This window comes from Spirulina sp. LEGE 11439, assembly GCF_059821285.1.
Window position 1 is genome coordinate 1 of the sequence record NZ_JCAMRX010000012.1, and the last position, 23994, is coordinate 23994.

21 protein-coding genes, 1 other RNA gene and 1 pseudogene are annotated in these 23994 nt (G+C 42.0%); 16 read left to right on the forward strand and 7 right to left on the reverse strand.

Annotated elements, in window-relative coordinates:
- Nucleotides 1-177 precede the first annotated feature (177 nt).
- From AC6RV6_RS10620 to AC6RV6_RS10630, 3 genes are all read right to left on the reverse strand, one after another.
- Nucleotides 178-756 carry an RNA-guided endonuclease InsQ/TnpB family protein gene (locus tag AC6RV6_RS10620; protein ID WP_500240814.1) on the reverse strand — a complete coding sequence of 193 codons (579 nt, stop codon included), beginning with the start codon at nt 754-756 and terminating at the stop codon, nt 178-180.
- Nucleotides 693-836, reverse strand: coding sequence for a helix-turn-helix domain-containing protein (locus AC6RV6_RS10625; RefSeq protein ID WP_500240815.1), 144 nt, complete (start codon nt 834-836; stop codon nt 693-695). Before AC6RV6_RS10625 ends, AC6RV6_RS10620 begins: the two co-directional genes overlap by 64 nt.
- A 302-nt stretch (nt 837-1138) precedes the next feature.
- On the reverse strand, nt 1139-1819 hold the full coding sequence (locus AC6RV6_RS10630; RefSeq protein WP_500240816.1) for an SDR family oxidoreductase: 681 nt from the start codon (nt 1817-1819) through the stop codon (nt 1139-1141).
- 101 nt (nt 1820-1920) lie between these two features.
- On the opposite strand from AC6RV6_RS10630, the gene AC6RV6_RS10635 reads away from it, so the two are divergent.
- The 12 genes and pseudogenes from AC6RV6_RS10635 to AC6RV6_RS10690 all read left to right on the forward strand — a co-directional run bounded on the left by AC6RV6_RS10635 (nt 1921) and on the right by AC6RV6_RS10690 (nt 16121).
- On the forward strand, nt 1921-2520 hold the full coding sequence (locus AC6RV6_RS10635) for a J domain-containing protein (protein ID WP_500240925.1): 600 nt from the start codon (nt 1921-1923) through the stop codon (nt 2518-2520).
- Between the two features lie 74 nt (nt 2521-2594).
- Nucleotides 2595-3236, forward strand: a complete 642-nt coding sequence (locus AC6RV6_RS10640; protein WP_500240817.1) for a DUF2301 domain-containing membrane protein — start codon at nt 2595-2597, stop codon at nt 3234-3236.
- Between the two features lie 350 nt (nt 3237-3586).
- Complete coding sequence (locus AC6RV6_RS10645) at nt 3587-5572, forward strand: sensor histidine kinase (protein ID WP_500240818.1); 1986 nt, start codon at nt 3587-3589, stop codon at nt 5570-5572.
- A gap of 10 nt (nt 5573-5582) precedes the next feature.
- The gene (locus tag AC6RV6_RS10650) at nt 5583-6494 is read left to right on the forward strand and encodes an ABC transporter permease (protein WP_500240819.1); all 912 of its coding nucleotides are present in this window, start codon (nt 5583-5585) and stop codon (nt 6492-6494) included.
- Between the two features lie 116 nt (nt 6495-6610).
- Nucleotides 6611-7660 (forward strand): effector-associated domain EAD1-containing protein, encoded by a 1050-nt coding sequence (locus AC6RV6_RS10655; RefSeq protein WP_500240820.1) that lies wholly within the window; start codon nt 6611-6613, stop codon nt 7658-7660.
- 30 nt (nt 7661-7690) lie between these two features.
- Nucleotides 7691-8113 (forward strand): hypothetical protein, encoded by a 423-nt coding sequence (locus tag AC6RV6_RS10660; protein ID WP_500240821.1) that lies wholly within the window; start codon nt 7691-7693, stop codon nt 8111-8113.
- Nucleotides 8114-8201: 88 nt separating this feature from the next.
- The gene (locus AC6RV6_RS10665) at nt 8202-9746 is read left to right on the forward strand and encodes an effector-associated domain EAD1-containing protein (protein WP_500240822.1); all 1545 of its coding nucleotides are present in this window, start codon (nt 8202-8204) and stop codon (nt 9744-9746) included.
- A 23-nt stretch (nt 9747-9769) separates the two neighbouring features.
- On the forward strand, nt 9770-10831 hold the full coding sequence (locus tag AC6RV6_RS10670) for an AAA family ATPase (protein WP_500240823.1): 1062 nt from the start codon (nt 9770-9772) through the stop codon (nt 10829-10831).
- Nucleotides 10828-13407: an SAV_2336 N-terminal domain-related protein gene (locus tag AC6RV6_RS10675; RefSeq protein ID WP_500240824.1), complete on the forward strand. Its 2580-nt coding sequence runs from the start codon at nt 10828-10830 to the stop codon at nt 13405-13407. Before AC6RV6_RS10670 ends, AC6RV6_RS10675 begins: the two co-directional genes overlap by 4 nt.
- A gap of 425 nt (nt 13408-13832) precedes the next feature.
- Nucleotides 13833-14891 (forward strand): RNA-directed DNA polymerase, encoded by a 1059-nt coding sequence (locus AC6RV6_RS10680; RefSeq protein ID WP_500240825.1) that lies wholly within the window; start codon nt 13833-13835, stop codon nt 14889-14891.
- 45 nt (nt 14892-14936) lie between these two features.
- Nucleotides 14937-15140, forward strand: a pseudogene (locus AC6RV6_RS10685) (hypothetical protein); the annotation flags it as partial.
- Nucleotides 15141-15263: 123 nt separating this feature from the next.
- Entirely contained in the window at nt 15264-16121 is an 858-nt protein-coding gene (locus AC6RV6_RS10690) for a formylglycine-generating enzyme family protein (protein WP_500240826.1), read from the forward strand.
- Between the two features lie 159 nt (nt 16122-16280).
- On the opposite strand, the gene AC6RV6_RS10695 is transcribed toward AC6RV6_RS10690, so the two are convergent.
- Both AC6RV6_RS10695 and AC6RV6_RS10700 read right to left on the reverse strand, forming a co-directional pair.
- Nucleotides 16281-16604, reverse strand: a complete 324-nt coding sequence (locus tag AC6RV6_RS10695; RefSeq protein WP_500240827.1) for a UPF0175 family protein — start codon at nt 16602-16604, stop codon at nt 16281-16283.
- 105 nt (nt 16605-16709) lie between these two features.
- Entirely contained in the window at nt 16710-17096 is a 387-nt protein-coding gene (locus AC6RV6_RS10700; protein ID WP_500240828.1) for a hypothetical protein, read from the reverse strand.
- A gap of 188 nt (nt 17097-17284) precedes the next feature.
- Here AC6RV6_RS10700 and AC6RV6_RS10705 point away from each other — a divergent pair, with 188 nt between their 5' ends.
- From AC6RV6_RS10705 to AC6RV6_RS10720, 4 genes are all read left to right on the forward strand, one after another.
- Nucleotides 17285-18478, forward strand: a complete 1194-nt coding sequence (locus tag AC6RV6_RS10705; RefSeq protein ID WP_500240829.1) for a class I SAM-dependent methyltransferase — start codon at nt 17285-17287, stop codon at nt 18476-18478.
- 98 nt (nt 18479-18576) lie between these two features.
- Nucleotides 18577-18973: a transfer-messenger RNA gene (gene ssrA, locus AC6RV6_RS10710) on the forward strand.
- Between the two features lie 139 nt (nt 18974-19112).
- Nucleotides 19113-20312: a 1-deoxy-D-xylulose-5-phosphate reductoisomerase gene (dxr, locus tag AC6RV6_RS10715; protein WP_500240830.1), complete on the forward strand. Its 1200-nt coding sequence runs from the start codon at nt 19113-19115 to the stop codon at nt 20310-20312.
- Between the two features lie 135 nt (nt 20313-20447).
- Nucleotides 20448-20732: a Nif11-like leader peptide family natural product precursor gene (locus tag AC6RV6_RS10720; protein ID WP_500240831.1), complete on the forward strand. Its 285-nt coding sequence runs from the start codon at nt 20448-20450 to the stop codon at nt 20730-20732.
- A gap of 167 nt (nt 20733-20899) precedes the next feature.
- Here the strand turns inward: AC6RV6_RS10720 and hemJ are convergent, their stop codons facing one another.
- Together hemJ and AC6RV6_RS10730 are read right to left on the reverse strand one after the other, a co-directional pair.
- Nucleotides 20900-21490 carry a protoporphyrinogen oxidase HemJ gene (gene hemJ, locus AC6RV6_RS10725; protein WP_500240832.1) on the reverse strand — a complete coding sequence of 197 codons (591 nt, stop codon included), beginning with the start codon at nt 21488-21490 and terminating at the stop codon, nt 20900-20902.
- Between the two features lie 80 nt (nt 21491-21570).
- Nucleotides 21571-23580: a CHASE domain-containing protein gene (locus AC6RV6_RS10730; protein ID WP_500240833.1), complete on the reverse strand. Its 2010-nt coding sequence runs from the start codon at nt 23578-23580 to the stop codon at nt 21571-21573.
- Nucleotides 23581-23994 lie beyond the last annotated feature (414 nt).

A 23994-nucleotide genomic window follows, 5' to 3' on the forward strand; every position in this document is an offset into this window, starting at 1 on the left:
ATTTCTATCAAACCCTCTTCCCATGCCTTTTTGCAAGTTTTGTCCTGTACTGAGATTAGTAACTGGAAAATCATTAATAATATTTGCATCTAAATTGCATCCATAATCCTGATGGGGTTTAGAAATACTCAAGACTTCACATATTTTGTCATAGACTAAATTATGAAAAATATGGGTCTACATATCATGTTCGGTAGACCCGAAATCTTTTAATCTAAGGTCAATTCCTAGGATTTTATCCTCGAAATTTTCTAATGTCTCTTTCCCGAGAAGAGATGATTCTTCTCGTAGGATATCCTCAGTTTCACAGAGTATGGATGCGAAATATTGACCTGACGCAGTTTTGCTAATCGTAACCGTTTTTATCTTGCCAATGATTTCTCTGTGAAAGACTGCTTTAATTTCACCAATTTTTGGGACTTTTAAGCAATTGTTGGTAATGACAACATGCTGAGGATATTGAAGGGATTGCTTACGGCGCTTTGATTTGAATCGGGGAAATTTGGCTCTTCCTTCAAAAAAGTTTTTGTAAGCTTTGTTCAGATTGATAGCGACACACTGAAGAACAGCAGAATAACAATCTGTTTTTAACCAGCGCTTGGGGGATGGCGAGGTTTCCTCGCCATATCCAACCAAGTAAGACGGATATTCCTTTTTGAGCTGGGGGAGTATTCCCTTGTATGCGGATAGCTTTAATGTTTTTCCTGTTTCTTGATAATGCTGAATACAGGCGTTAAGGGCAAAGTTCCAAACCAACGCGCACACCCCATAGACTTAGATAAAGCCTCTTGCTGCACCATATTTGGGTATAGTCGAACTTTGATTGCTTGTCGCATTATTAGTTATCTGTTTGATTCTCTAGATAGAGTTTAGCAAAGTATATCTTTTTAAGCAATAAGTAATCATAAAAATTTGGGCATCGAACCCAAATTTTTATCCGATTCATGAGGTGCTGAAGGCGGAACTATTTCCGCCCTTTAAAAGCACCGTCCCCTCTTGAATCAAAGATTACAAGAGGGGGATTCTCGGAAATCATGCTAAATAACGGAAAAAATTTACTAAGGTATAGTCCTCCATGCGATCGGAAAAGCATTCTTGAAGATTCGTCGTGTAGAGCTTTGCTTAATTCATCACACCTTTAAAAAACAGTTAAAGATTGACCGTTATCGCGAGTTTTGAGATTTAAAATGAACGGCACTGCTTTTTTAGCCCATTGTTGCGGCGTGGGATAACCCGCCGCACCTTCTCCCCAACAAGTTCGCAGCATTTCTGTATCAATAATTCCCGGATTTAAAGCCACAACTGTGATATTTTTGGGGACTTCTTGTGCTAACCCTCGGGATAGTCCTTCGATCGCCCATTTCGACGTACAATAGGGAACGACTTCCGGAGAAGTGGAACGCCCCCAACCAGAACTAAAATTAACAATAATTCCAGACTTTTTTGCGATAATGGCTGGTAAAAAGGCACGAATTGTATTGGCAGTTCCTTTGATATTGACATCAATCAATTGAGAAAATTCGCGATCGCTAATTTCCCAAAGCGGCGCAGGACGATTCATGAGGGCTGCATTATTAATCAGATAATCGGGAGCCTGCCATTTTTTTAACAAGCGATCGCGCCATTTTTCGACTTGGTTGGCATCAGAAATATCAACAACTTGGAAGTTACTATCCGGATAAATTTGCTGTAATGTTGCAATTTCGCTTTGAGAACGACCGCAACCCAAGACTTTATGCCCGAGATCGCTGAATTCCTCGGTCATTGCTCGTCCCAGTCCTTTTGTCACTCCAGCGATCGCAATAATTTTACCGGTCATACTTAATTTTTTCTCGCGAATGGAATAGCTCAAACAGTTACAATTTAACAATTCTGAGTTATTTTTGAGATTGAATGGCTTTTTCTCGGAAATGGGTAGGAATGAATCTGGTGCAGTGCTATCGCGTGTTAGGGCTAGAATTTGGGGCAGAACTCGAGCAAATTAAAGGCTCTTATCGGCGTTTGGCCAGACAATATCACCCCGATGTCAATCCTGACGATCAAGCAGCCGCACAAGCTAAATTTATTGAAATTACCGAGGCCTATCAATCTCTTCTGAAAGCCGGTGCATCTCTTCCTCGTGTCGTTTCTCCCCCTCCTCCCCCTCCCGTTCGCCCCAAACCAAAAATTTACCAACAACCGAGAAAGGTGAAATCCCCGCGATCGCCTTTATCAGAACGGGAGCGATCGCTCAAATTTGAATCTTACCAACTCTTGCAAGATTTACTAAAAAAGCGTCGTTTTGCCAGAGCGATCGCAGTGGTTGAAGGGTTGGCGATCCGCCTGCCTCAAGATATTGAGGTGCGTCAATGGCAAGCGATCGCCTATCAATGTTGGGGACGACACCTCATCAATCAGCGCCAATTTGATAAAGCCAGACTCTATCTTAAAAAAGCGCTCCGTACAGATCCTCACAATCGTTCTCTTTGGGCGGAAGTCGAAAAAGAATTTCGCCGACTCGAGCGGACAATCTCAAATTAAGCATCAATTTATGTTGGTCAATCTTTGCTTGTCGAACATTGATAACCGTTCGTTCTTTACTGTTAATTAAAAAAATGCAATCTACAGAAACTGTAATTTATCAAGGCCAATTTGGTGAATTTACCATTAACGATCGCGATCGTCAAGAAGTCATTATCTATCGAAGCGGTTTGGCAACAGCGGCCTTTTCTTTTCTCCTCGGAACAAGTCTCTATTTCTGGCAAGGCGCAACTCCTGTGATTTTGAACGCTTTAACTGTTCTTTTTACTATTTTTTCCCTTGGCTTGGGAGTCAGTCTGTTCACTATTCATATTTATTTAATTCCTTTGCATCGATTGTTAAAGCTGTTTTGGTTAATCGGTACGGTGTTCTCTGCCGCGATCGCTTTCTCTGCCTCCGAACCTCTCGCTTTATTTATCTATAACCATCCTCTGACCTTATTGGGAACGGGTTTTCTTTTTGCCGCCTTAACGGGAATTTATTTTAAAGAAGCCTTTTGTTTTAATCGCTTGGAAACAAAATTATTAACTCCTCTTGTTCCCATTCTTTTGTTAGGATTCATGATTGGAATTTTTCCCTCGGAGATTCAACGCGTTCTTTTAGGGAGTTGGAGCATTTTGTTTGCGATTTTTGCCCTTCGTAAATCCTTTCAAGCTATTCCTGACGATATCGGCGATAAATCTGTATTTGACTATCTGAAAAATAATAAAAAGTAAAGTCTCAAATTTCTCTCATTCAAAGAAAAGTTGAAAAATCCCGAATGTCTTGGTGTGCGTTCCCTTGGCGTTGCTTAGCGGGAACGCTGTCGCGAACGCGTAGCGTCTCCTGCGATTTGCTGGGATTGCATCGCTTTGAAGCTTGGGCAAAAAACAATTAAATGTCGGGTGCGTCAGACTCTACGATCGGTGTTAAAGACACACCCTGCGTGATATAATACTTAGATAAAAATATTTGTCTCTTTTGAATACTTTTTCAAAAAAATCAGTTAAAAATTCAATATAAATTCAGCATAATAACCAATGCCTTCCAATTATTTCTATTGAGAATTCCGAATTCTTTGTCAACCATGCAATTTGACGCACACTCTCATTCACAATCAAGATCGAGACCAAAAAAGATTGCTGCCAGAAAACTTCATCTCCAAGCGATCGCCAAACTCAAAAGAGTCTATTCTCAATTATCTCTGCGAGGAAAAATCAGCCTTCCTTTTGTTTCGATATTTTTGGGGGTGTGGTTATTAGGAACAATGAGTCTCGGCATCCATGTCAGTCGCAGTCTCGAACGCCGAACTCGCCACGAAACCAACGCGATCGCAACTCTGGTTTTACGAGAATTTCAACAACAAAAACAACATTTGCGCTTAGATGCCAAACTCTTGGCCGAAAATGCAGAAATTCGCAAAGCAGTAGAACAAGAAGATTCATTAAAACTGTTACAAGAACTCATTCCTCTGAAAACATCACTCTCAATTAACTTTCTTGCTATTTTTAATAGTGAAAGTGATGTTTTGGCAGACTTAAAAACCAAGGAGCTAAGCGATCTAGATCTGAATCTTTATAAAATGAGAATTCAGATTTTAAGTGGTTTAAGTTTTACAAGTGTTCTCGCCTCTAAAAGTTCTGCCCCTTCTTTACTCATTGGAACATCCCCGATCGCAGCCCATCAAGGAACGATTGGCGGTGTTATTATTGGCAGTGCGGTCAGTGACGAACTGTTAGAGCAAATTGTCTTGGGTACGGGACAGCATCTTGCTGCATTTGAACGAGAACGTTTAATTGCTTCGACTTTAAAAGATAAAGAAGGAGAGAAGATACAAATCCCGACACCTCAACTGGGAGCATCCACCGTAAGGATTCGCGATCGCCGTTATTTTGCTCATACTGCCAGCCTTTCCGGGTTAAAAGATGCAGACTTTAAATTAATGGTTTTGAGTCCTCTCGACTCCCTTAAACACGCTCAACAAAAGCTATGGCTGGGAATTATCATGGTGTCCTTAGTCGGTGGCGGGATCGCGATCGCAATGGGATATTGGGTAACAGGAAAAATCGTGCGACGCATCAACAATCTCACTAGAGCTACTCGAAAACTTGCAGAAGGAAACCTCACAACAAGACTGTCAATTGCATCTGCCGATGAAATCGGACAGTTAGCAACTGATTTTAATGTGATGGCAGATGAATTGGTCTCTCGAGAAGATCGGCTGAATGGGCACATGCAGCAGCTTGAAGCGGCATTAGAGCAATTGAGAATGACTCAAGCACAATTAGTTCAAAGCGAAAAAATGTCCGGTTTGGGTCAGATGGTAGCTGGAATCGCCCACGAAATTAATAATCCTGTTAATTTCATTCATGGGAACTTAGGTTATACCGCTCAATACGCTCAAGATTTACTCACACTGGTCAAACTATACGAGCAATTTTATCCCCATCCCATTCCAGAAATTCACGAGCATCTCGAACAAATTGAACTCGGGTTTTTAGCCAAAGATTTACCTAAACTACTGGCTTCTATGCAAATTGGGACGAATCGAATTCGCGAGATTGTTATCGGTTTGCGGAATTTTTCGCGTTTGGATGAATCGGAATTGAAAGAAGTCGAAATTCATACCGGACTGGAAAGCACGCTATTGATTATTCAACACCGTTTTAAAGAGCGATCGGGAAAGCCAGATATTGAAATTGTCAAGGAATATACTTGTTATCCTTTGCAGTTAAAATGTTATGCTGGACAGTTAAATCAAGTCTTTTTAAATCTCTTAGTCAATGCGATCGATGCTTTAGAAAGTGTTACGTTTAATCCTCAGATTACAATTCGCAGTTCTGTCGAAGGAAAGTGGATAAAAATTGCGATCTCGGATAATGGTGTTGGCATTCCTGAAGCCATTTGCAGGAAAATTTTCGATCCGTTTTTCACGACTAAACCTGTAGGGAAAGGAACGGGTTTAGGGCTTGCGATTGCTTATCAAATTATTGAGCAACATCAAGGTAAAATCAAATGCTTATCTCAAATTGGTAAAGGAACGGAATTTACGATCGACCTCCCTCTACAATGAACAATGAACAATGATTGAAGGAGATAGGGAAACCAGAGAATCGGAAAAATTAATTCAAGAATCGGGTTATTTTTGGAGACGCTGGTTGGAGATATTTTCCTTGCTTGCACCGGGAGGATTGTGGTTATTATTTTTGCTTGTTTTCCCGACGCTGATTATTTTTGAACTGAGTTTAGTTCCCAATATTCATCCCGGTGAAATCGTCAATCCAAGCGGATTAGATAACTATTTTCGCATCTTCGATCCCGTTCATTTACGAGTTTTAGCGCGATCGCTATTTTTGTCTGGAGGAGTAGCAGTATTTTGCTTACTTTTGGGTTTTCCCGTTGCTTACTATTTGGGGCAAATTGCTCCGCAACGCTGGCGAAATTTATTGCTTTTGATGTTTATTTTACCCCTCTGGACTTCTTCTTTATTGCGAACCTATGCTTGGATTTCTATTTTACGACCGACTGGACTTTTAAATACAATTTTAATGGCTTTGAGGTTGCCAACTTTAGATGTTTTAAATAACCCGATCGCAGTCGAGATCGGGATGACTTACAATTATTTACCTTATATGGTTTTAATTCTCTATGCGTCGGTGGAAAAATTAGATCGCCACGTACTCGAAGCATCGGCGGATCTCGGGGCAACGCCGTGGGAAACATTTTGGCAGATTACTATCCCACAAACGCGATCGGGAATCATTGCTGGAATTTTATTGGTTTTTGTGACTGGTTTGGGAGATTTTATCGATCCAGAATTGCTAGGAGGTGCTTCTAGTATGACGATTTCGCGCTTAATTTACAATCAATTTTTAGGAACAACGAGAAATTGGGGTTTTGGTTCGGCATTGAGTACGGTTTTAATTTTAATGACCAGTCTCGCGATCGCTTTGTTAATTAAATATAGCGATCGGCGATCGGCAAACAATGATTAATACTGGGGATTTTCCTGCGATCGCGTTTTTTGAGTTATATTTTTATGAGTTGAAAAGGAAGCAAATAAAAGAGATATAATAAAAATCTTACTGTTGACAATCTTTACTGTCAGACAATGGAACAAAAAGAAAACCTATTTGAAGCGTTATTGGATGCTTATCGAGATTACGAACCATTGAAAAGAATGGTTGACTTTAAACTGAGTCAAAATTTGGCTCGTTTTGGCGGTCGAGGTGACTTGGATTCTGTTGTTTACAATTTAATTGAATGGGCAGAAGCACATGGTAAATTGGAACAATTAATTCTTGGTGCATATGAAAAGAATCCAGATAACCCTAAGTTAAAACAATTTTATCAAACAATATTTAAGGATTTTGAGAAACGGTATCTGATTGAGTTCGATCCCTTACAAGTTAATGAGTTTGGACCCGATATTGATTGGCAAGGCGATCGAGAAGAAATACAATTACAAAGTTTTTTGAGGTCGCAACCAGATTGGTATGATGTCGGCTTTTTACAAAGGATTATCGAACAATCTAAGTCGGTTTGTTTAGTTCAAGTCCCCAAGCAAGAAATTACCGCCAGTGGTGTGTTAATCGCCGATCGCTATGTGTTGACCAATTATCATGTTCTCTGTTCTCGTGAGACAGACGATCTTGATGCTAATGCGATCGATATAATTTTACATTTTGGTTATATTACATTGGAGAATGGAACGGAACAAAAAGGGAAATCGTTTCGTTTAGATCGCGAACAACCTGTTTTAAAATTTAGTCCAACCAATCAGTTAGATTATGTTTTACTGAAAGTCGATCGCAAAATTCTCTCCACACAACAAGAAGCGGGTAATTTCATTAAGTCGGCGAGTTGGAATGCAAGCACAAATTTAGCTCGAAAAGATGGGCTTAATTTATTACATCATCCTCAAGGAGATGCGATGAAATTATCGATCGCTTGCGATGGAATTACAGGAGTATATCCGGAGAGTGGGATCGTTCAATATATTAACAAGAGTGCTTTGGGTTCTAGCGGATCGCCTTGTTTTAATGACCAAGGGGAATTGGTTGCATTACATCACGCACAGCGTTCTCGAGCTTTTGGGATGATTCGAGAGGGTATTTTGTTTAGCTCTATTTACAAAGAAATTGAGTCTGAGTTAGAATAGATTATATTGCGATCGCAGAACTTAAATTATATGAGTCGCCGAATTATTGAAACCGAGTTACAAGCGTCTAAATCTTCATCAGAGATTGATGGTTATTTTGAGAAGGTGATGAAGTATATTCCTGCTGAAATTGTAGGAGTTTGGATTACGATTAAAACGATGGTAGAAGCGAGTAATGAGATTCCCCAAAATCTAATTTTATGGGCGATTTTGGCGATTTGTCTGTTTCTAACTTTTGCTTATTTGCGCTTTTTGCCGTCTGAAGAAGAACAGCGACCGACGATTAAACAAGCATCAATTTCTGTGGGTGCTTTTCTGGTTTGGGCGATCGCGATCGGGGGTCTTCCTTTTACGGCTTTAGATTTTTATCATCCTATCTATGGGTCTATCTTAATGGTTCTCTATACGGTGATTATTCCTCTCATTCCTCTGGAAAAACGTCAGCTTAAGTAGGATGCGATTAGCGACAGTATAACGCACCTACTGCCCAAGATTTTATGAATTCTCGCTTGAAAAATGTTCTTCTAGTTAAGACAAAAGCATGAAATTATCGGGAGATAAAAAAGGCATTTTATCGGAAGCATTAATAGATGCTTATAGAGATCCTGAACCGTTAGAAAGAATGGTTATGTATAAGCTAAATAAAAATCTCAATGAGATTGTTAGCACAAAGTCTTTAGATACTGCTGTTTTTAAGTTAATTCAATGGGCTGAAAAAGAAGGGCGTTTACTCGATTTAATTTGGGGAGCATATGCAGGAAATTCAAATAATCCCAAACTCAAGAAAGTAAGCGATCGCTTGTGTTGTATTCGTCAAAAAGAATGGAAATGTTTATGCAATTTATTAGCAGAAATTCACAAAAAGGATCGCAATATTATTGAGTCAATTTTGTCTCGAGTTTTTAGTCCGAGAAATATCAGTGAAATCGATCCACAACTCATTAATATTAAAAATTTATCTGATTTTTCAGAAGTTGAAAAAATCTTAAAAGCTAATTTTTTTCAAGCATCTCATAAAGATGCCGATAAGCCTCCCATCATTCTCAAATTTGCTTACTGTCTTCTGCATCAAGGACGAGAAATAAATTCAATTCAGGATCGCTTAGAATGTTGGGTTCAACAACTCGCCGATCGCCTCAATATTAAGTTAGGGACTTTGCAGGAGTTAAAAAGAAAAAATACGGTCAAAGTTCAACCTTATTTACTCATTATTGTTGAATCTAAAGATAGCGATCGCTTTAATTTGGAAGCAGAGTTAATCATTCAAAAAGAGGATTGTGCAGAGATTGTCAAAAAAATACCGATTCAACTTGATGAACAAGCAGTAATTCAATGTTCTCGAAATAAAATTATTAAGACTATTTATAAGTTTATCTGTGTCAGTAATAGAACTTATCTCATTCATTATCCACAAAGAGAAAGGATAATTTTAGAAGTATTTCTACCTATTAAATATTTAATATCACCCTTAGAGCTTGCATCAATCCCAGACGGATTAGGTGAAAAAAAATGGATGGGGTATGAATATAAATTGGGCGTTCGTCCTCTCGAACGTTTTACCCAAACAGAGTATGATTTTCAGATTCGATTAAACAATAAATGGGATGATTTAAACCGATTTGTCTCTGCTAATCCTACACCTCAATGCCTCAAAGAAAAAATAGAGTGTATCTCTACCTTAAAAGATAATTTTAATTGGGATGAATTAGAAATTAGATTGGATGAAAACAAAACGTTAATTTTAAATAGCGATTGTCCTTTGTCCAAACGATCGCATAAAGATGATTTTTTCAAAACAATTATTAAAGGAGGTTTGCCGATCGCTTTTTGGCTCAGAAAGTGTCACATCAAGCCAATTGATGCAGAACAAGGATTTACCGCTATCTTTGCAGTGGATAATTTTAACAATCTTGAGAATTTATTCTCGGCAATTCAGAGAATTCGTCAAAAAGCCCATGTAAAAAGAGAGAAGGCGAATCATTATCTGGGATATCATCTTGGTTTTTTATGCGATAATCCTAAACGATTGCCGTCTCGATTTGACCCAGAACTCATACAAGAGGATATCCTTGTTTTTGGAATCTAAATCATTGAACAGGAGTTAAAATAATGGCCAATTGGTATCTATTTAACGGTGATGGGAAAAGGCATAAAGGAGTTGAACAAGCACTCCTGCAAATCGATCCTCCCCCTTGGCGACAGTTTGGCAAAAAAGACGATCTCGAAACCGACGATCGCGGTATCGATCTGCGCTGGCAAACATTGCAACAATTAGCACGACATCCCGATCGCGAAAAAGGATTGAAAAAAGGGCGAAATTTTCGGATTTCCTCCGCAGAAGAAACAGGAAAAGAAGTCATCCGTGCGGTCAATGCGGCGATTTATTTGCGGCGACCTCTGTTGGTGACGGGACGACCCGGATCCGGCAAAACTTCCCTTGCTTATGCGATCGCTTACGAATTAAATTCGGGACCGGTTTTATCTTGGCCGATTACAGCGCGATCGACCCTACAAGAAGGATTGTATCGCTATGATGCTATTGGGAGATTGCAAGATGTCGAACTGCAAGAAAAACAAGCGATCGGCGAATATATCACGTTAGGCGCGTTGGGAACGGCGTTTTTACCTTCTTTATTGCCTCGAGTTCTCTTAATTGATGAAATTGATAAAAGCGATATTAATTTACCCAATGATTTATTAAATTTATTTGAAGAAGGAGAATTTCCCATTCCAGAATTAGTGCGCCGATCGCAACCCGAAAACTCAGAACATTCTTTTACGATTTGGACGCAAGATGAAGATAAATATACCCTCGCAGGGGGGAAAGTTCGTTGCTGTGCTTTTCCGATTATTGTGATGACCAGTAACGGCGAAAGAGATTTTCCCCCAGCATTTAAACGGCGATGTTTGCGAGTGAATATGCCCGATCCGCGAGAAGCTGCCTTACAGCGAATTGTTAAGGCGCATTTTGGTGCAAAAATGTATCAACAAAAGCAAGATGAAATTGAGAAGGCGATCGCGGCTTTTGTCCCTAAAAAAGGAGAATCCGCCGATCGCGCAACGGATCAGCTTCTGAATGCAATTTACTTAATGACCGGGAAAAATAGCCCGCAAAACGAAGCGGAAAAGCAGGCCATCCAAGAAATATTATGGCAGCGTTTAAATAGATGACCCAGCAACCCTCAAATCGTACAAAATTAGAGTCCGCGATCGCTGCTTTGGGGATCGATCTTGAATTGACGGGGACGGAAATTGCCGATATTTTTTGGCTGGTACTCAAACAACGAGAATTTGCACAGGAAGAACCCCTTCCGAGGGAAACTCCCCCTCCAGAAAGTTCGGTGTTTCCCTTTGCGAGAGAAGAGGGAGAAGTTTTGCCTCCCGTTGCGAGTCCAGAAACGACCCCGATCTATGCAGACTTACAAAGCGATCGCCCTCGAGCCGAGTATGGCGGCGAAACCCTGCCTTTAAGGGTACCCGATGCCCCTTCCTTGCGAGAACCTCTCAATTTTGTGCGATCGCTGCGTCCTTTGATGAGTCGGGTTAATTCTGGCCGGCGGACGATTTTAGATGAGGTCGCGACGGCACGGGAAACGGCACGACAGGGCATTTGCTACCCCGTTTTGACCTCGGAACTCGAGCCTTGGTTGGATTTGGCATTAGTGGTGGATGAAAACCCCTCTATGACCCTTTGGGGGCATACCCTACAGGAATTACAGCGATTGTTTGAGGGTTACGGTATTTTTCGAGAGGTGCGGGTTTGGGGGTTGCAGGGAGAGTCGGGAATACAGTTGCGATCGCGCACGGGACAGCGTTTTGCCAATCCTCGGGAATTGCTCGATCCCAGCCGGCGGCGGTTGATTTTAATCGCGAGCGATTGCGTGGGGGTATATTGGCACGATGGTAGTATTTTACCCGTTTTGCGGGACTGGGCGCGGATGCAACCCTTAGCCATCCTGCAAATGCTCCCCGATTGGCTGTGGTTGAAAACGGGGCTGCGGTTGGGGGCTTCCGTGCGTTTGAGCAGTTTGTACCCCGGACAGGCAAATCGAGATCTGGCGATCGCGGAATTGTTGCTGTGGAAGGATCTAGAATTGGATAAGGGGATTAATGTTCCGGTTTTGACGTTGGATCCTGAAGTTGCGGCGGTTTGGAGTCAAACCCTTGCGGGGAAGAGTGGGGTTAGCGTTGCGGGGTTTGTTTTACCTCCCGAGTTGCCTCGGGGGGGGAAATCTCCACCTCAAGCACGGGTGGCTCAACTTAACGCCCGAGACCGGGTAAAACGTTTTCGCCAGACGGCTTCTCCTGTGGCGCGGAAGTTGGCGGGGTTACTGTCGGCGGCTCCAGTAATTTGTTTGCCGGTGGTACGTTTGTTACAGGCGGCTTTACTGCCCCAATCTCAACCCATTCATGTTGCTGAGGTGTTTTTGGGGGGATTGTTGCAGCCGATCGGTGCGATCGCTGCGGATACGGCTCCGGATACGGTGCAGTATCGCTTTGTCCGTGAGGATATTCGCCATATTTTCCTCGGGGATGCTCCTAAGAGCGATTCTCAGAGGGTGTTTGATGCCGTTTCTCTGTACATTGAGGAGGAATGGAGCAAGTCTCTCTATGATTTTGTTGTCTTATTGAAACAATCCGGAAGTTCTCAAGGGGAAGAGTTACCGCCTTTTGCGGCGGTGTCATTGGCGGTGTTGAAGGAGTTGGGGGACGATTATGCGGCGTTTGCGGCGGAGGTGGAAGGCGGTGCGGCTGCTCATTCTGGGACGGAAGTGAAGGAAAAAGAATTTCCCCCGGAACCTTCTCGTCGGCTGGAATCTTTTCCGGTGGCTCGGGTTGAGGTTGAGGAAACCTATGAGTTTGAGTTTGATGTGGCGGTGTTAGAACGTCAATCTAGGGGTGTTAAAGGGAGGCGAGGGGAATGGGGCATTCGCAGGGAAAAGCGGCGGAGAATGGGCGTTATTGAGGTGTTAGAGGAGGATATACAACTGGAACTGATGGCAATTCCGGCAGGTACGTTTCTGATGGGATCGCCAGAGGATGAATTAGAGCGATATAACCGGGAAAGTCCCCAACATGAGGTCGATATTTCTGCTTTTTTCATCAGTCGTTATCCGGTAACGCAGGAGCAATGGCGTATCGTGGCGGGATGGGAGCAAGTAGAGCGAAAATTAGCCCCAGATCCGTCCCGTTTTCAAGAACCCTATGAAAAACAAAGTCGAGGGAAAAGACCCGTAGAGCAAGTTTCTTGGCTGGATGCAAAGGAATTCTGTGCGAGATTACAACATAAAACGAGGAGAGAGTATAGATTGCCAACAGAGGCGGAGTGGGAGTATGCCTGTCGAGGAGGAACAGAAACACCGTTCCATTTTGGGGAAACGATAAGCCCCAAACTTGCTAACTATGATGGTCGCTATGTTTACGGGGAAGGCTCAAAGGGGGAATATCGCCAGCAGACGACACCCGTGGGATATTTTAAGGTAGCGAATGAATTTGGGTTATACGATATGCACGGGAATGTTAGGGAGTGGTGCGAGGATGATTGGCATGATAACTATGAAAAAGCGCCGACGGATGGGAGCGCATGGCTGACAAGTGACGAAGATACTACAAAGATACTACGGGGCGGTTCTTGGTACATTGATCCGAGGTATTGCCGTTCCGCGTATCGCTTCAACTTCGCTCGCGCGAATCGTAACTACTCTGTCGGTTTTCGGTTTGTGCGCGTGCAGCCGTGGACTCTCTAGCCCTTTGCCCTCTTGCTCTCTTGCTTTGTGCCGCCGAAGGCGGATCGCGACCCAAAATACATTCTGTATAGTTTTATTGTACTAGAAAAGAAAATTGCAAGATTTACCAATTATCCAAAAAACTTATAGATCTCTCGCACAAAACCCACCAGCGAAGCGCTCTTTAGAGGTGGGAGGATGGATCAAACAACAAACAGATTAAATGATGAAAATTCCTGTCTCATATGAGAAATCCATTGATAGAAGTTAAAAAAATAAATCGGTAATTAAATTCTCGGTCTCATTCGGGATCCGCCAGGGATTGAAAATCCCTGTCTCATATGAGAAATCCATTGAAATGGATTGAGGAAGTCCGCAATTGTTATATGACCGAATTTAATATTTAACCTTCATTAGAGCCGAGAGAATTAACCGACATTGTTACAATGAAACGTCATGGCAATCTGTTTCCAAAAATTATAGAATGGGAAAATTTATTGTTTGCTTCCCGTCGCGCTCAAAAAGGGAAACGTTTTCGAGAAAATGTTTTGGCATTTAACCATCGGCGAGAACGAAATCTCTTTCAAATCCAAGAAGAACTTGCAAGCAAAACTTACGTTCCGGGTGCTTATAAATCTTTTCGGATTTATGACCCCAAACCGCGATTAATTTCTGCCGCTCCTTATCGCGATCGCATCGTTCATCACGCCCTGTGCAGTATTATTATCCCTGTCATCGATCGCTCTTTTATTGCCGATACTTATGCCAATCGTCAAGGATACGGTACTCATCTCGCCCTCAAACGCTTCGTCAAATTTGCGCGATCGAGTCGCTATATTTTGCAATGCGATATTCGTAAATACTTTCCCAGCATTGACCATAAAATTCTCAAAACCGAGATTCGTCGTAAAATCAAATGTCAGGATACCCTCTGGCTTATCGAACTCATTATCGATCGCAGCAATCCCCAAGAAGAAATCATTTATCATTTTCCCGGTGACGATCTGTTAACGCCGTTATTACGTCCAAAAGGACTGCCGATTGGTAACTTAACCAGTCAGTTTTTTGCGAATGTATATCTCGATCGCTTCGACCATTTTATCAAAGAAACGCTACAAGTTAAAAAATATTTGCGTTATGTCGATGATTTTGCACTATTTAGTAGCAATCGCGAATTTCTTGTTCGTGCCAGAGAAGCGATCGAAAATTATTTAACAACATTGCGCTTGCAACTTCATCCGGTTAAAAGTCAGTTATTTGAAACCGATCGCGGGGCGAGTTTTTTAGGTTTTCGCGTTTTAAGCGATCGTATTCGCGTCCGCAATGATAATGTCAGGCGAGGGCGATCGCGCCTCAAACAAATGCAGCGAGATTACGCGAAAGGCTTATTGTCCCTAGGAGAAGTAATCCAACGGTTGCGAAGTTGGGAAGGGCATTTAAAACATGGCGACACTTATCGGTTAAGACGCTCTATTTTTGATTTTCATACATTCTCGCGCCCCTAATAACTGATAAACTGAAATTGGGGCAGGCATGGTAAACGGGGCGGTTCTTGGAACAATAATCCGAGGCATTGCCGTTCCGCGTATCGCAACAACAACAATCGCGCGAATCGTAACAACAATATCGGTTTTCGGATTGTGCGCGTGCAGCCGAGCACTCTGCTGTGCCAGAACTGGCAAATGGGAATTTGTCGGGCGTGCCAAAGGAGAGTCCAGACCTGTTCCGGCGATGCGAAAGGCATCCGAAAATAAAACTGAGTCGAGTAGCCTAGTAGGGAAACCGAAACGTTACTCGGCTCTTAAAATATATCGTGTTTTCCCCCTCAATCCTCTGAGTGCGGGGGACTTTGAAGAAAATTCTCCTAACTGAAGAACATGGCAATTTTGACCATTCACAGGCATCAAGGACAGGCTGAATGTTATACGGAAGATTTGGGAGAAGGCATCGGGCTAGAAATGGTTGTTATCCCCGCAGGAACGTTCCGAATGGGGTCGCCAGAGGACGAATTAGAGCGATTGAACAGTGAAAGTCCCCAACATGAGGTTAATGTTTCCTCGTTCCATATCGGGCGTTATCCGGTGACACAGGAACAATGGCGTATCGTGGCGGGATGGGAGCAAGTAGAGCAAGCATTAGCCCCAGATCCGTCCCGTTTTCAAGAACCCTATGAAGAACAAAGTCGAGGGAAAAGACCCGTAGAGCAAGTTTCTTGGCTGGATGCAAAGGAATTCTGTGCGAGATTACAACATAAAACGAGGAGAGAGTATAGATTGCCAACAGAGGCGGAGTGGGAGTATGCCTGTCGGGGAGGAACAGAAACACCGTTTCACTTTGGGGAAACGATAACTACGAATCTAGCGAATTATTGCGGGGAAGATCGCGAGGAATATGGTTGGAAAGGAAGCTACGGACGCGGTTCACAAGGAGAATATCGCCGGCAGACGACACCCGTGGGATATTTCGGGGTAGCGAATGAATTTGGGTTATACGATATGCACGGGAATGTCTTGGAGTGGTGCGAGGATGATTGGCACGATAACTATAAAAAAGCGCCGACGGATGGGAGTGCATGGCTGAGAAGTGACGAAGATACCACAAAGATACTACGGGGCGGTTCTTGGTTCAATGATCCGAGGCATTGCCGTTCCGCGTATCGCGACGGCAGCAATCGCGCGTATCGTTACTACGATATCGGTTTTCGGATTGTGCGCGTGCAGCCGAGGACTCTCTAGCCCTTTGCTCTTTTGCCCTCTTGCTTTGTGCCGCCGAAGGCGGATCGCGACCCAAAATACAAAACAAGATAAACAGTTTTTATGTACTAATAAAAAGCGAATTAAGGCAACAGTTCCAGATAATCAATTTTAGCAGGTCGAATTAAACTAAAACTTTGATTATTCCTGCCATAATAATTCATCAACTCTTTCTGATAAATTTCCTAAACCACTCGCCCCTATGCCAAAGGAACGAGGAAATGAGTTTTCATTTTGTTGTAAATTTAAGATATTATTTTCTGATTTTTCAGTATCTTTGCGAATAGAAACTTTATGACTCGCTATTAAATCTTGAAACTGAGCTTTATTCATTTGTACTAAATTACTAGCTTGCACCAGATTGAGCTTTTTAGTTTGAAATAGAAAAATCGCGATTTCTTGCTTGAGTTCGCTTTCGACAATCTGATTATCGTGCAGAACCTCATCGGGAATGATAATATTCATAATTGTTTGTTTCTCAGTCGTGGTAAGCACATTTCTATGATATCAAACAGAAGCAGAGAAAAGCGATCGCACTGAAATCGCCAGACAAAAACTAGGGGATAATTTTTAGCGCGATCGCTCTCGCACCCATGCCCGAAACCCTCGCATTAAACTATTTTCGCCGATGCTTCCTTGCTGCTCCAAAAAATGAAGCAGATCCTCAGATTGTAGGAACGGAAAAATTGCTGAAGAATTGCATTCTTGATATTGCTCATTTTGCAAACAATAGAAAGCGATCGCATTGCCATCATAGCGCCAAACTTCAGGAACGCTTAACGCCAAATACAACGCCATGCGATCGAGAGGAGCCATGATTTCCAGTAAACCTCGGTCATAAGTTAAGCGAATTCCGGGCTGTTCTTCAAAGTCTTTTAACAAGGCTTCGTAGGTTTCCCAACGTATATTTTGCAACAGTACGCGAGAGTGAATTTCTGGAGGGGGTGCAGCAATCATAAATACCCGACGCGAATCAGAAATTACTTTACCCTTGTACTATAATCGATCTTCCCTTCTCTAGCGATCGCATTGCCACCCAAACAACAAAGCGATCGCGAAATTAAGAGCCAATCACAGGATTTTCGTCAAGAAACACCGCGATCGATGATATAAAAACTATTACACCTGAATTTTGCCTGAATTGTATGTCTGACGATCGCACCATTTCCAACGCCGTCGAGAAGCTCTACGATACCTATCCCTTTCCCCCCGATGCCATGTCCGACGAACCCCCCCCGGGCTTTAATTGGCGCTGGGATTGGACGGCGGCTTATAGTTTCTGTACGGGACAAAAACCCAGCCGTCAAGATATTCGCATTCTCGATGCAGGATGCGGGACGGGAGTAGGAACGGAATACTTGGTACATTTGAATCAGCAAGCGCAAGTCGTCGCCGTGGATCTCAGTTCCGGTGCCTTAAAAGTGGCCAAAGAGAGATGCGATCGTTCCGGTGCCGATCGCGTCGAATTTCATCATCTCAGCCTCTACGATGTCGAACAAATTTCAGGAGAATTTGACCTCATTAATAATGTTGGGGTCTTGCATCATTTACCCGATCCCGTGAAAGGCATTCAAGCCCTCTCTAAAAAATTAGCTCCCGGTGGATTATTTCATATTTTTGTCTACGCAGAATTGGGACGCTGGGAAATTCGCTTAATGCAAGAAGCGATCGCCTTACTACAAGGCAATAAACGCGGAGATTATACCGATGGCGTAAAAGTTGGACGGGATATTTTTGCCTCTCTTCCCGAAGATAACCCACTTGTTCAGCGAGAAAAAACGCGCTGGTCAATGGAAAATCATAAGGATGAAAGTTTTGCAGATATGTACGTTCATCCTCAAGAAATTGATTATAATATTAACACTTTATTCGACTTAATTGATGCCTCGGACTTAGAATTTATCGGCTTTTCCAATCCAAAATTCTGGCAATTAGAACGCCTGTTAGGAAACTCTCCCGATTTAATGGCAAGAGCAAGTAAATTGTCAGAACGCGATCGCTATCGTCTCATCGAACTTCTCAACCCGAAAAATATTACGCATTATGAGTTTTTCTTAGGGCGTTCTCCCCTCGTGAAAACCGATTGGTCAAAGGAAGAAACCTTTCTTGCAGGGATTCCAGAACTTCATCCCTGCATTCACGGCTGGCCTGGAAAAACCCTCTTTAATGCCGATTACGAACTCACCAATTTAGCTGCCAAAGACTTGACTTTTTTGCAAGTTTGTGAAGCAAATTCGCAATCCCAAAAAACATTAGGAGAAATTCTCGCAGAGAGTGAATTAAATGTCACAGAAGCGAGAACACTATTTGCTCAACGGTTATTTATTCTGGGTGTTTAACTCTTGACGATTTGCGGATAAACAGTAAACCGCGATTGCATTCTGTCCCTCTTGCATCCCTGCCAAAAACAAAAATTTTAGTTATAATAAAATTACACGGGGCCGCAACGGTTTCGACAGGTTGGTGAAAGCTGAACTGTGATTCAGGTCGAGAGTGAGTCTCCTCTCGTAAATCAAAGGCTCAAACAAAATAGTAACTGCGAACAACATCGTTCCTTTCGCTCGTAAAGCTGCGCCTGTCGCTGCTTAATCTAAACCCATAAAACGGTTTCGAGCATCTGTAATGTGACTCCGTTAAGGATTACAGATATAACCCCAACGGATGCCCTCTTCAAATGCCTCTGGTCATTTGCTGAGTTAAGACTTTACTAGAGAATCCTAGCGTTCGGGATAAGGAACGCTCCCCGCTTCTAGGGTAATTGAAGCTAAGCCTGTGAATGAGCGGTAAGTCAATACCCAGTCTGGACAGCAGTTCAACTCTGCTCGGCTCCACTTTTTTAGTTTAATTTGCGATTGTAGGGTCGTTAAATTTAGCGCCCCTATATGCGATTATGTTCTCTTGCTTCCCTCTCTTTGATAGAGTGAACTTAACAAAAATTTCCAGATTGTTAAGTTTAGTTAAGGGAGAAGGCTTGTGAAAGCGATCGCAATTCTCGGTTCGACGGGTTCTATTGGCACGCAAACTCTTGATATCGTGCAGCAATATCCCGATCGATTTCGGGTGGTGGGTTTAGCGGCCGGACGCAATGTAGAATTATTAGCAAAACAGGTTCGTCAATTCAAACCGGAAATTGTTGCAATTCGCGATAAAACGAAATTTCCTGAATTAAAAGAAGCGCTTTCTTCCCTTGATTATTCTCCCATTCTGCAAGCTGGAGAAGAAGGAGTCGTCGAAGTCGCGCGTTATGGTGACTCAGAAAGCGTCGTCACAGGAATTGTCGGTTGTGCGGGACTGTTACCCACTTTAGCAGCCATTGAAGCGGGGAAAGAGATTGCTTTAGCGAATAAAGAAACCCTCATTGCTGGCGGTCCCGTTGTATTGCCTTTGGTGGAAAAACATGGGGTAAAATTATTGCCCGCAGACTCGGAACATTCGGCCATTTTTCAATGTTTGCAAGGAGTCCCCGAAGGCGGACTTCGCAAGATTATTTTAACAGCTTCGGGGGGAGCATTTCGAGATTTACCCGCCGAACAATTGGCTCGAGTTAAAGTTGCCGATGCCTTGAAACATCCTAACTGGACGATGGGACAAAAAATTACCATTGATTCGGCAACTTTAATGAATAAAGGTTTAGAAGTTATTGAGGCACATTATCTCTTTGGCATGGACTACGATCGCATTGATATCGTCATTCATCCTCAAAGTATTATTCACTCATTAATTGAAGTGCAAGATACATCAGTTTTAGCACAATTGGGCTGGGCAGATATGCGCTTACCTTTATTATACGCTTTATCTTATCCAGAACGCATTCCTACGAATTGGGAGCCGTTAGATTTAGTAAAATTAGGGAATTTGACCTTCCGCGCCCCCGATCGCCAGAAGTATCCCTGCATGGATTTAGCTTATGCTGCGGGACGTGCTGGCGGGGCAATGCCTGCGGTTTTAAATGCCGCTAACGAACAAGTTGTCGCTCTATTTTTAGAAGAGAAAATCGGCTTTTTAGATATTCCCAAACTGATCGAAAAAGTCTGCGATCGCTTCCAATCTCAAAATACAAAAACTCCCACTTTAGATGATATTATTTTCGCCGATCGCTGGGCGCGGCAGGAAGCATTAGCAGAACTGAAAAAATTAGCACAAGGCGATCGTATTGTTGCTGCGATCGGCTAACTTTTCTGGGCAAATCGAGGAAGTGCGATTGCTGTCAAGAAACCTTAAACAAACGTTACATTGCGCCAATTTTTACCATTTCTTGTATCCTAATAAGTAGGAGGATATTTTTTTCTTTTTGATAAAAATCTTATCATGTCTAAAGATAACGTATTGCAATTTTTGACAGAAGCCGCTAACAACCAACAACTCCAAGAAAAGTTGGCATCAAAACTCCATCCGGACGATCTAGCGGCCCTCGGGAAAGAAGAAGGGTTTGAGTTTTCCGCAGATGACGTAATGGAAGCATTAACACATTTGCAAAAGCAGCCCGGCTTTTTTAAAAAATTAGCAGAAGCTGCTGCAACATTTTTCAGCCCTACCCATGATGATTATCCAGCTACTGGAGTTCAACCTTTTAGTGGTAGCAAGGGTAAATAGAAAGTTAACCTAATTTCCTAATCTCAAACTACATTGAAAAACTCTCTTTGCACAACAACGAACTACTCAAATGTAGCGAATATTAGGAGAATTGGTGTAATATTATTTTGTCGGGACATTTTCAAAAACGTCCCGACAAAGTTTTTAGAAATGTTTTAAGTTCCTTCTTAACTTGCTGACGATACTGATGTTTGTTGCTGAATGCGCTCTAACATTTTTTCTTTGTCCTGTCGGCGCTTTTTCGCGTAAAGTTGAATGGCGGCTACCATAGCAATAATGAGGGCAAAAATGAGCCATGTTGTTAGGTCTAACGGTAAATTTCCTTTGAATACTGCCAAGAGAACAATAGTCACTAATAAAATTGTCGGTGCTTCATTTAAAGCGCGAAACTGTTGACCCGTCCAGTTACATTCACCATTTGCCAATTTTTTCATAATGCGCCCGCAAAAGAAATGATAGCCAATTAATAGAGCAACAAGGGCAAGTTTAATATGCAGCCAACCCGATTTTAAAATTTCGGGTTCTGTTGAAATCAAACCGATCGCCATCGCCACTGTGACGACCATTCCGGGCATGGTAATAATATGATAAAGGCGCTTTTCCATAATTTCATATTGTGCCTTCAGGATAGTTTGTGCGGGTTCATCTCGTTCTGAGGCTTCAGCATGATAGACAAAGAGACGAACTAAATAAAATAATCCGGCAAACCAGACGACGATCCCAATCAGGTGAAATGCTTTAAACCAAAAATAAGCCATAAAATCTCTTCTTATCGAGCAACTCATCAAAGCGAGTTTAAAATTTCCCTCGGGTCACGATCGCGATCGCGCAACAAAAGTTAATAATGTACAACAAGTGGAGGTTCTTCCTCTTGTCCATCAACAGGAGGATGGACAAGAGGAAGAAAAATGCGGAAACAGGTGCCTTGTCCTTGTTCGGAAATACATTCCAATTGACCGCGATGAAATTCTGTAATAATTTGATGACTAATGGATAAACCCAAACCCGTTCCTTTGCCAACAGGTTTAGTTGTAAAAAAGGGATCGAATAATTTAGATTGAATGTTGGATGGTACACCTAAACCATTATCAGCAATTTCAATAAGGATCGAGCGATCGCTGGCAATTTTACTCCGAATGACGATTTGAGGAATTTCAGTCAGTCGATCGCGATCGCTGGCTTCTCGTAACGCATCAATAGCATTTGCAAGTAAGTTCATGAAAACTTGATTTAACTGCCCTGCATTACATTCTATTTTAGGTAAATCCCCATAATCTCGTATAATTTGAATACTATGATATGTTCCTTTTGCCTTGAGACGATGTTGCAAAATGGTGAGGGTATTATCGATTCCTTCATGAATATCGACAAACTTCATTTCTGCTTCATCTAAACGGGAAAAATTTCGCATTGACAGAACAATTTCTTTAATTCGCTTGGCTCCAGAATGGATAGATTTTAAGATTTGAGGAAAGTCATCGAGAATATACTCTAACTCGATATTTTCGATTTCCTCTTGGATTTCAGGATGAGGATTGGGATTATATTGACGATATAAATTGAGGATTTTTATAATATCTTGGCTATATTGAAGAATAAAATCAATATTACCATAAATAAAACCGATAGGGTTGTTGATTTCGTGAGCAATGCCTGCAACCATTTGCCCTAAACTCGACATTTTTTCTGTATGGACGAGTTGAGACTGTGCTTGTTTTAGCTGGAGTAGGGCATTTTCCAAATTCTCTTTTTGAATCTTCAATTTCCTTTCAGAATTTTTTAAATCTTGCAATAATTTTTCTTGTTGAGCAGACCGTTTGAGAGACATAAAAAGATATAAAACAAGGATACTCGTAGCCAGCAATCCGATCGCAAATATTCCGCTTAGTTTTCCAACTGTTCTGTTCAATGATGTTTCAGGTAAAATCAATAAAGACCATTCCCGATCTTCTAAATTAACGGTACGAATGCAAGTTGCCCAATCTTGACTATAAGGACAGTGACGAGGGCGAGGTGAATTTGCCAGTAATTGGTCTATTTTTGCTCTTTCTGCATCTTGAATAAATCTCTCTTGTTGAGATTTGTAAGCAATGAGAAAACGGTCTTTTGGAGAATTGAGACTTTTATTGAGAGCCGATTCGAGTCGGTCGACTGGCATTTCATAAAAATAAAAATCCAAGTGATTTGTATCAAGTCCTTTGAAGGCTGTGCGGATGATATGCTCGACTTGAAAGATAGTATAAGCAACACCTGAAAATAAATTTTTACGATCTTCTCGACTTACTAAAGAACCAGTACGATCGTAAACTGGAGAGTAGATAATAAATTCTTTGTGAGGTGAAGATTCAGAAGAAAAACTGCGGGCGATCGCTAAAACACTCGTATCTCTGGCTTTCTCAATCGCAGCTTTTTGCTGCCATTCTCCGAGATGATTATAACCGCGAAAGGATTGTAAATATTTACGGGGTTCGAGATAAGTAGAAGGAAAATATTCGGGCATTTCGGGAGCAATTGCTCGTCCTTCTCCAGCGCGACTTTGCCAGATTTTTAAGTTCTGGCTTTTTTCATAGGTTATTCTTTCTTCTTGGTTAATTTTGGGAGCATAACCCATCCCTAAGATTCCCGGTGTATTTCTCAGAACTTGTAAGGAAAATTCGTGAAATTCTTCAGAATTAACGCGATCGCTAGCATTATACAATCCGGAAAGCGATCGCGCGACTTGCGAGACATCATCGAGATTTCGCTGTAATGCAAAAGCGAGATTATCCGCACGGCGATCGAATTGCTCTTGAATTCGCGATCGCTCCCAACGTTCGACAAAAATCGCCATAATGATAGAGATACCCATCCCAGTTATCAATACAAACCAAACAGGGAGATAACGTAAATCTGGGTGGCGAAATACAGTGAAAAAACGAGTTAATTTTAGAGTAGTATTGCTCAAATTTTCCTCTTTCATCTTCCTTGAAGTCATATTCGCTGGAGAGAAGCAAATAATAATAGGTATTAATCGATCGCATTGCTATCTTAGCAGTTGCTTCTATGCTCTGGGTTAAAGCGATCGCTGGCTCTAATATATCCTAATTGAGAATCTTTTTCAATAAACCAATTTGATTTGTGAAGAGAAAAAGATAATTCAACCTTCCGGGATACCATTCTGCTGCGATCGCAAATCCTTCAGGCTTGCTAAAAGACCCTTATCCATGATGTAATTTTAGTCCTACCCGAAAACTCGGATCGAAGAATCCTAAAATTTAAGTAG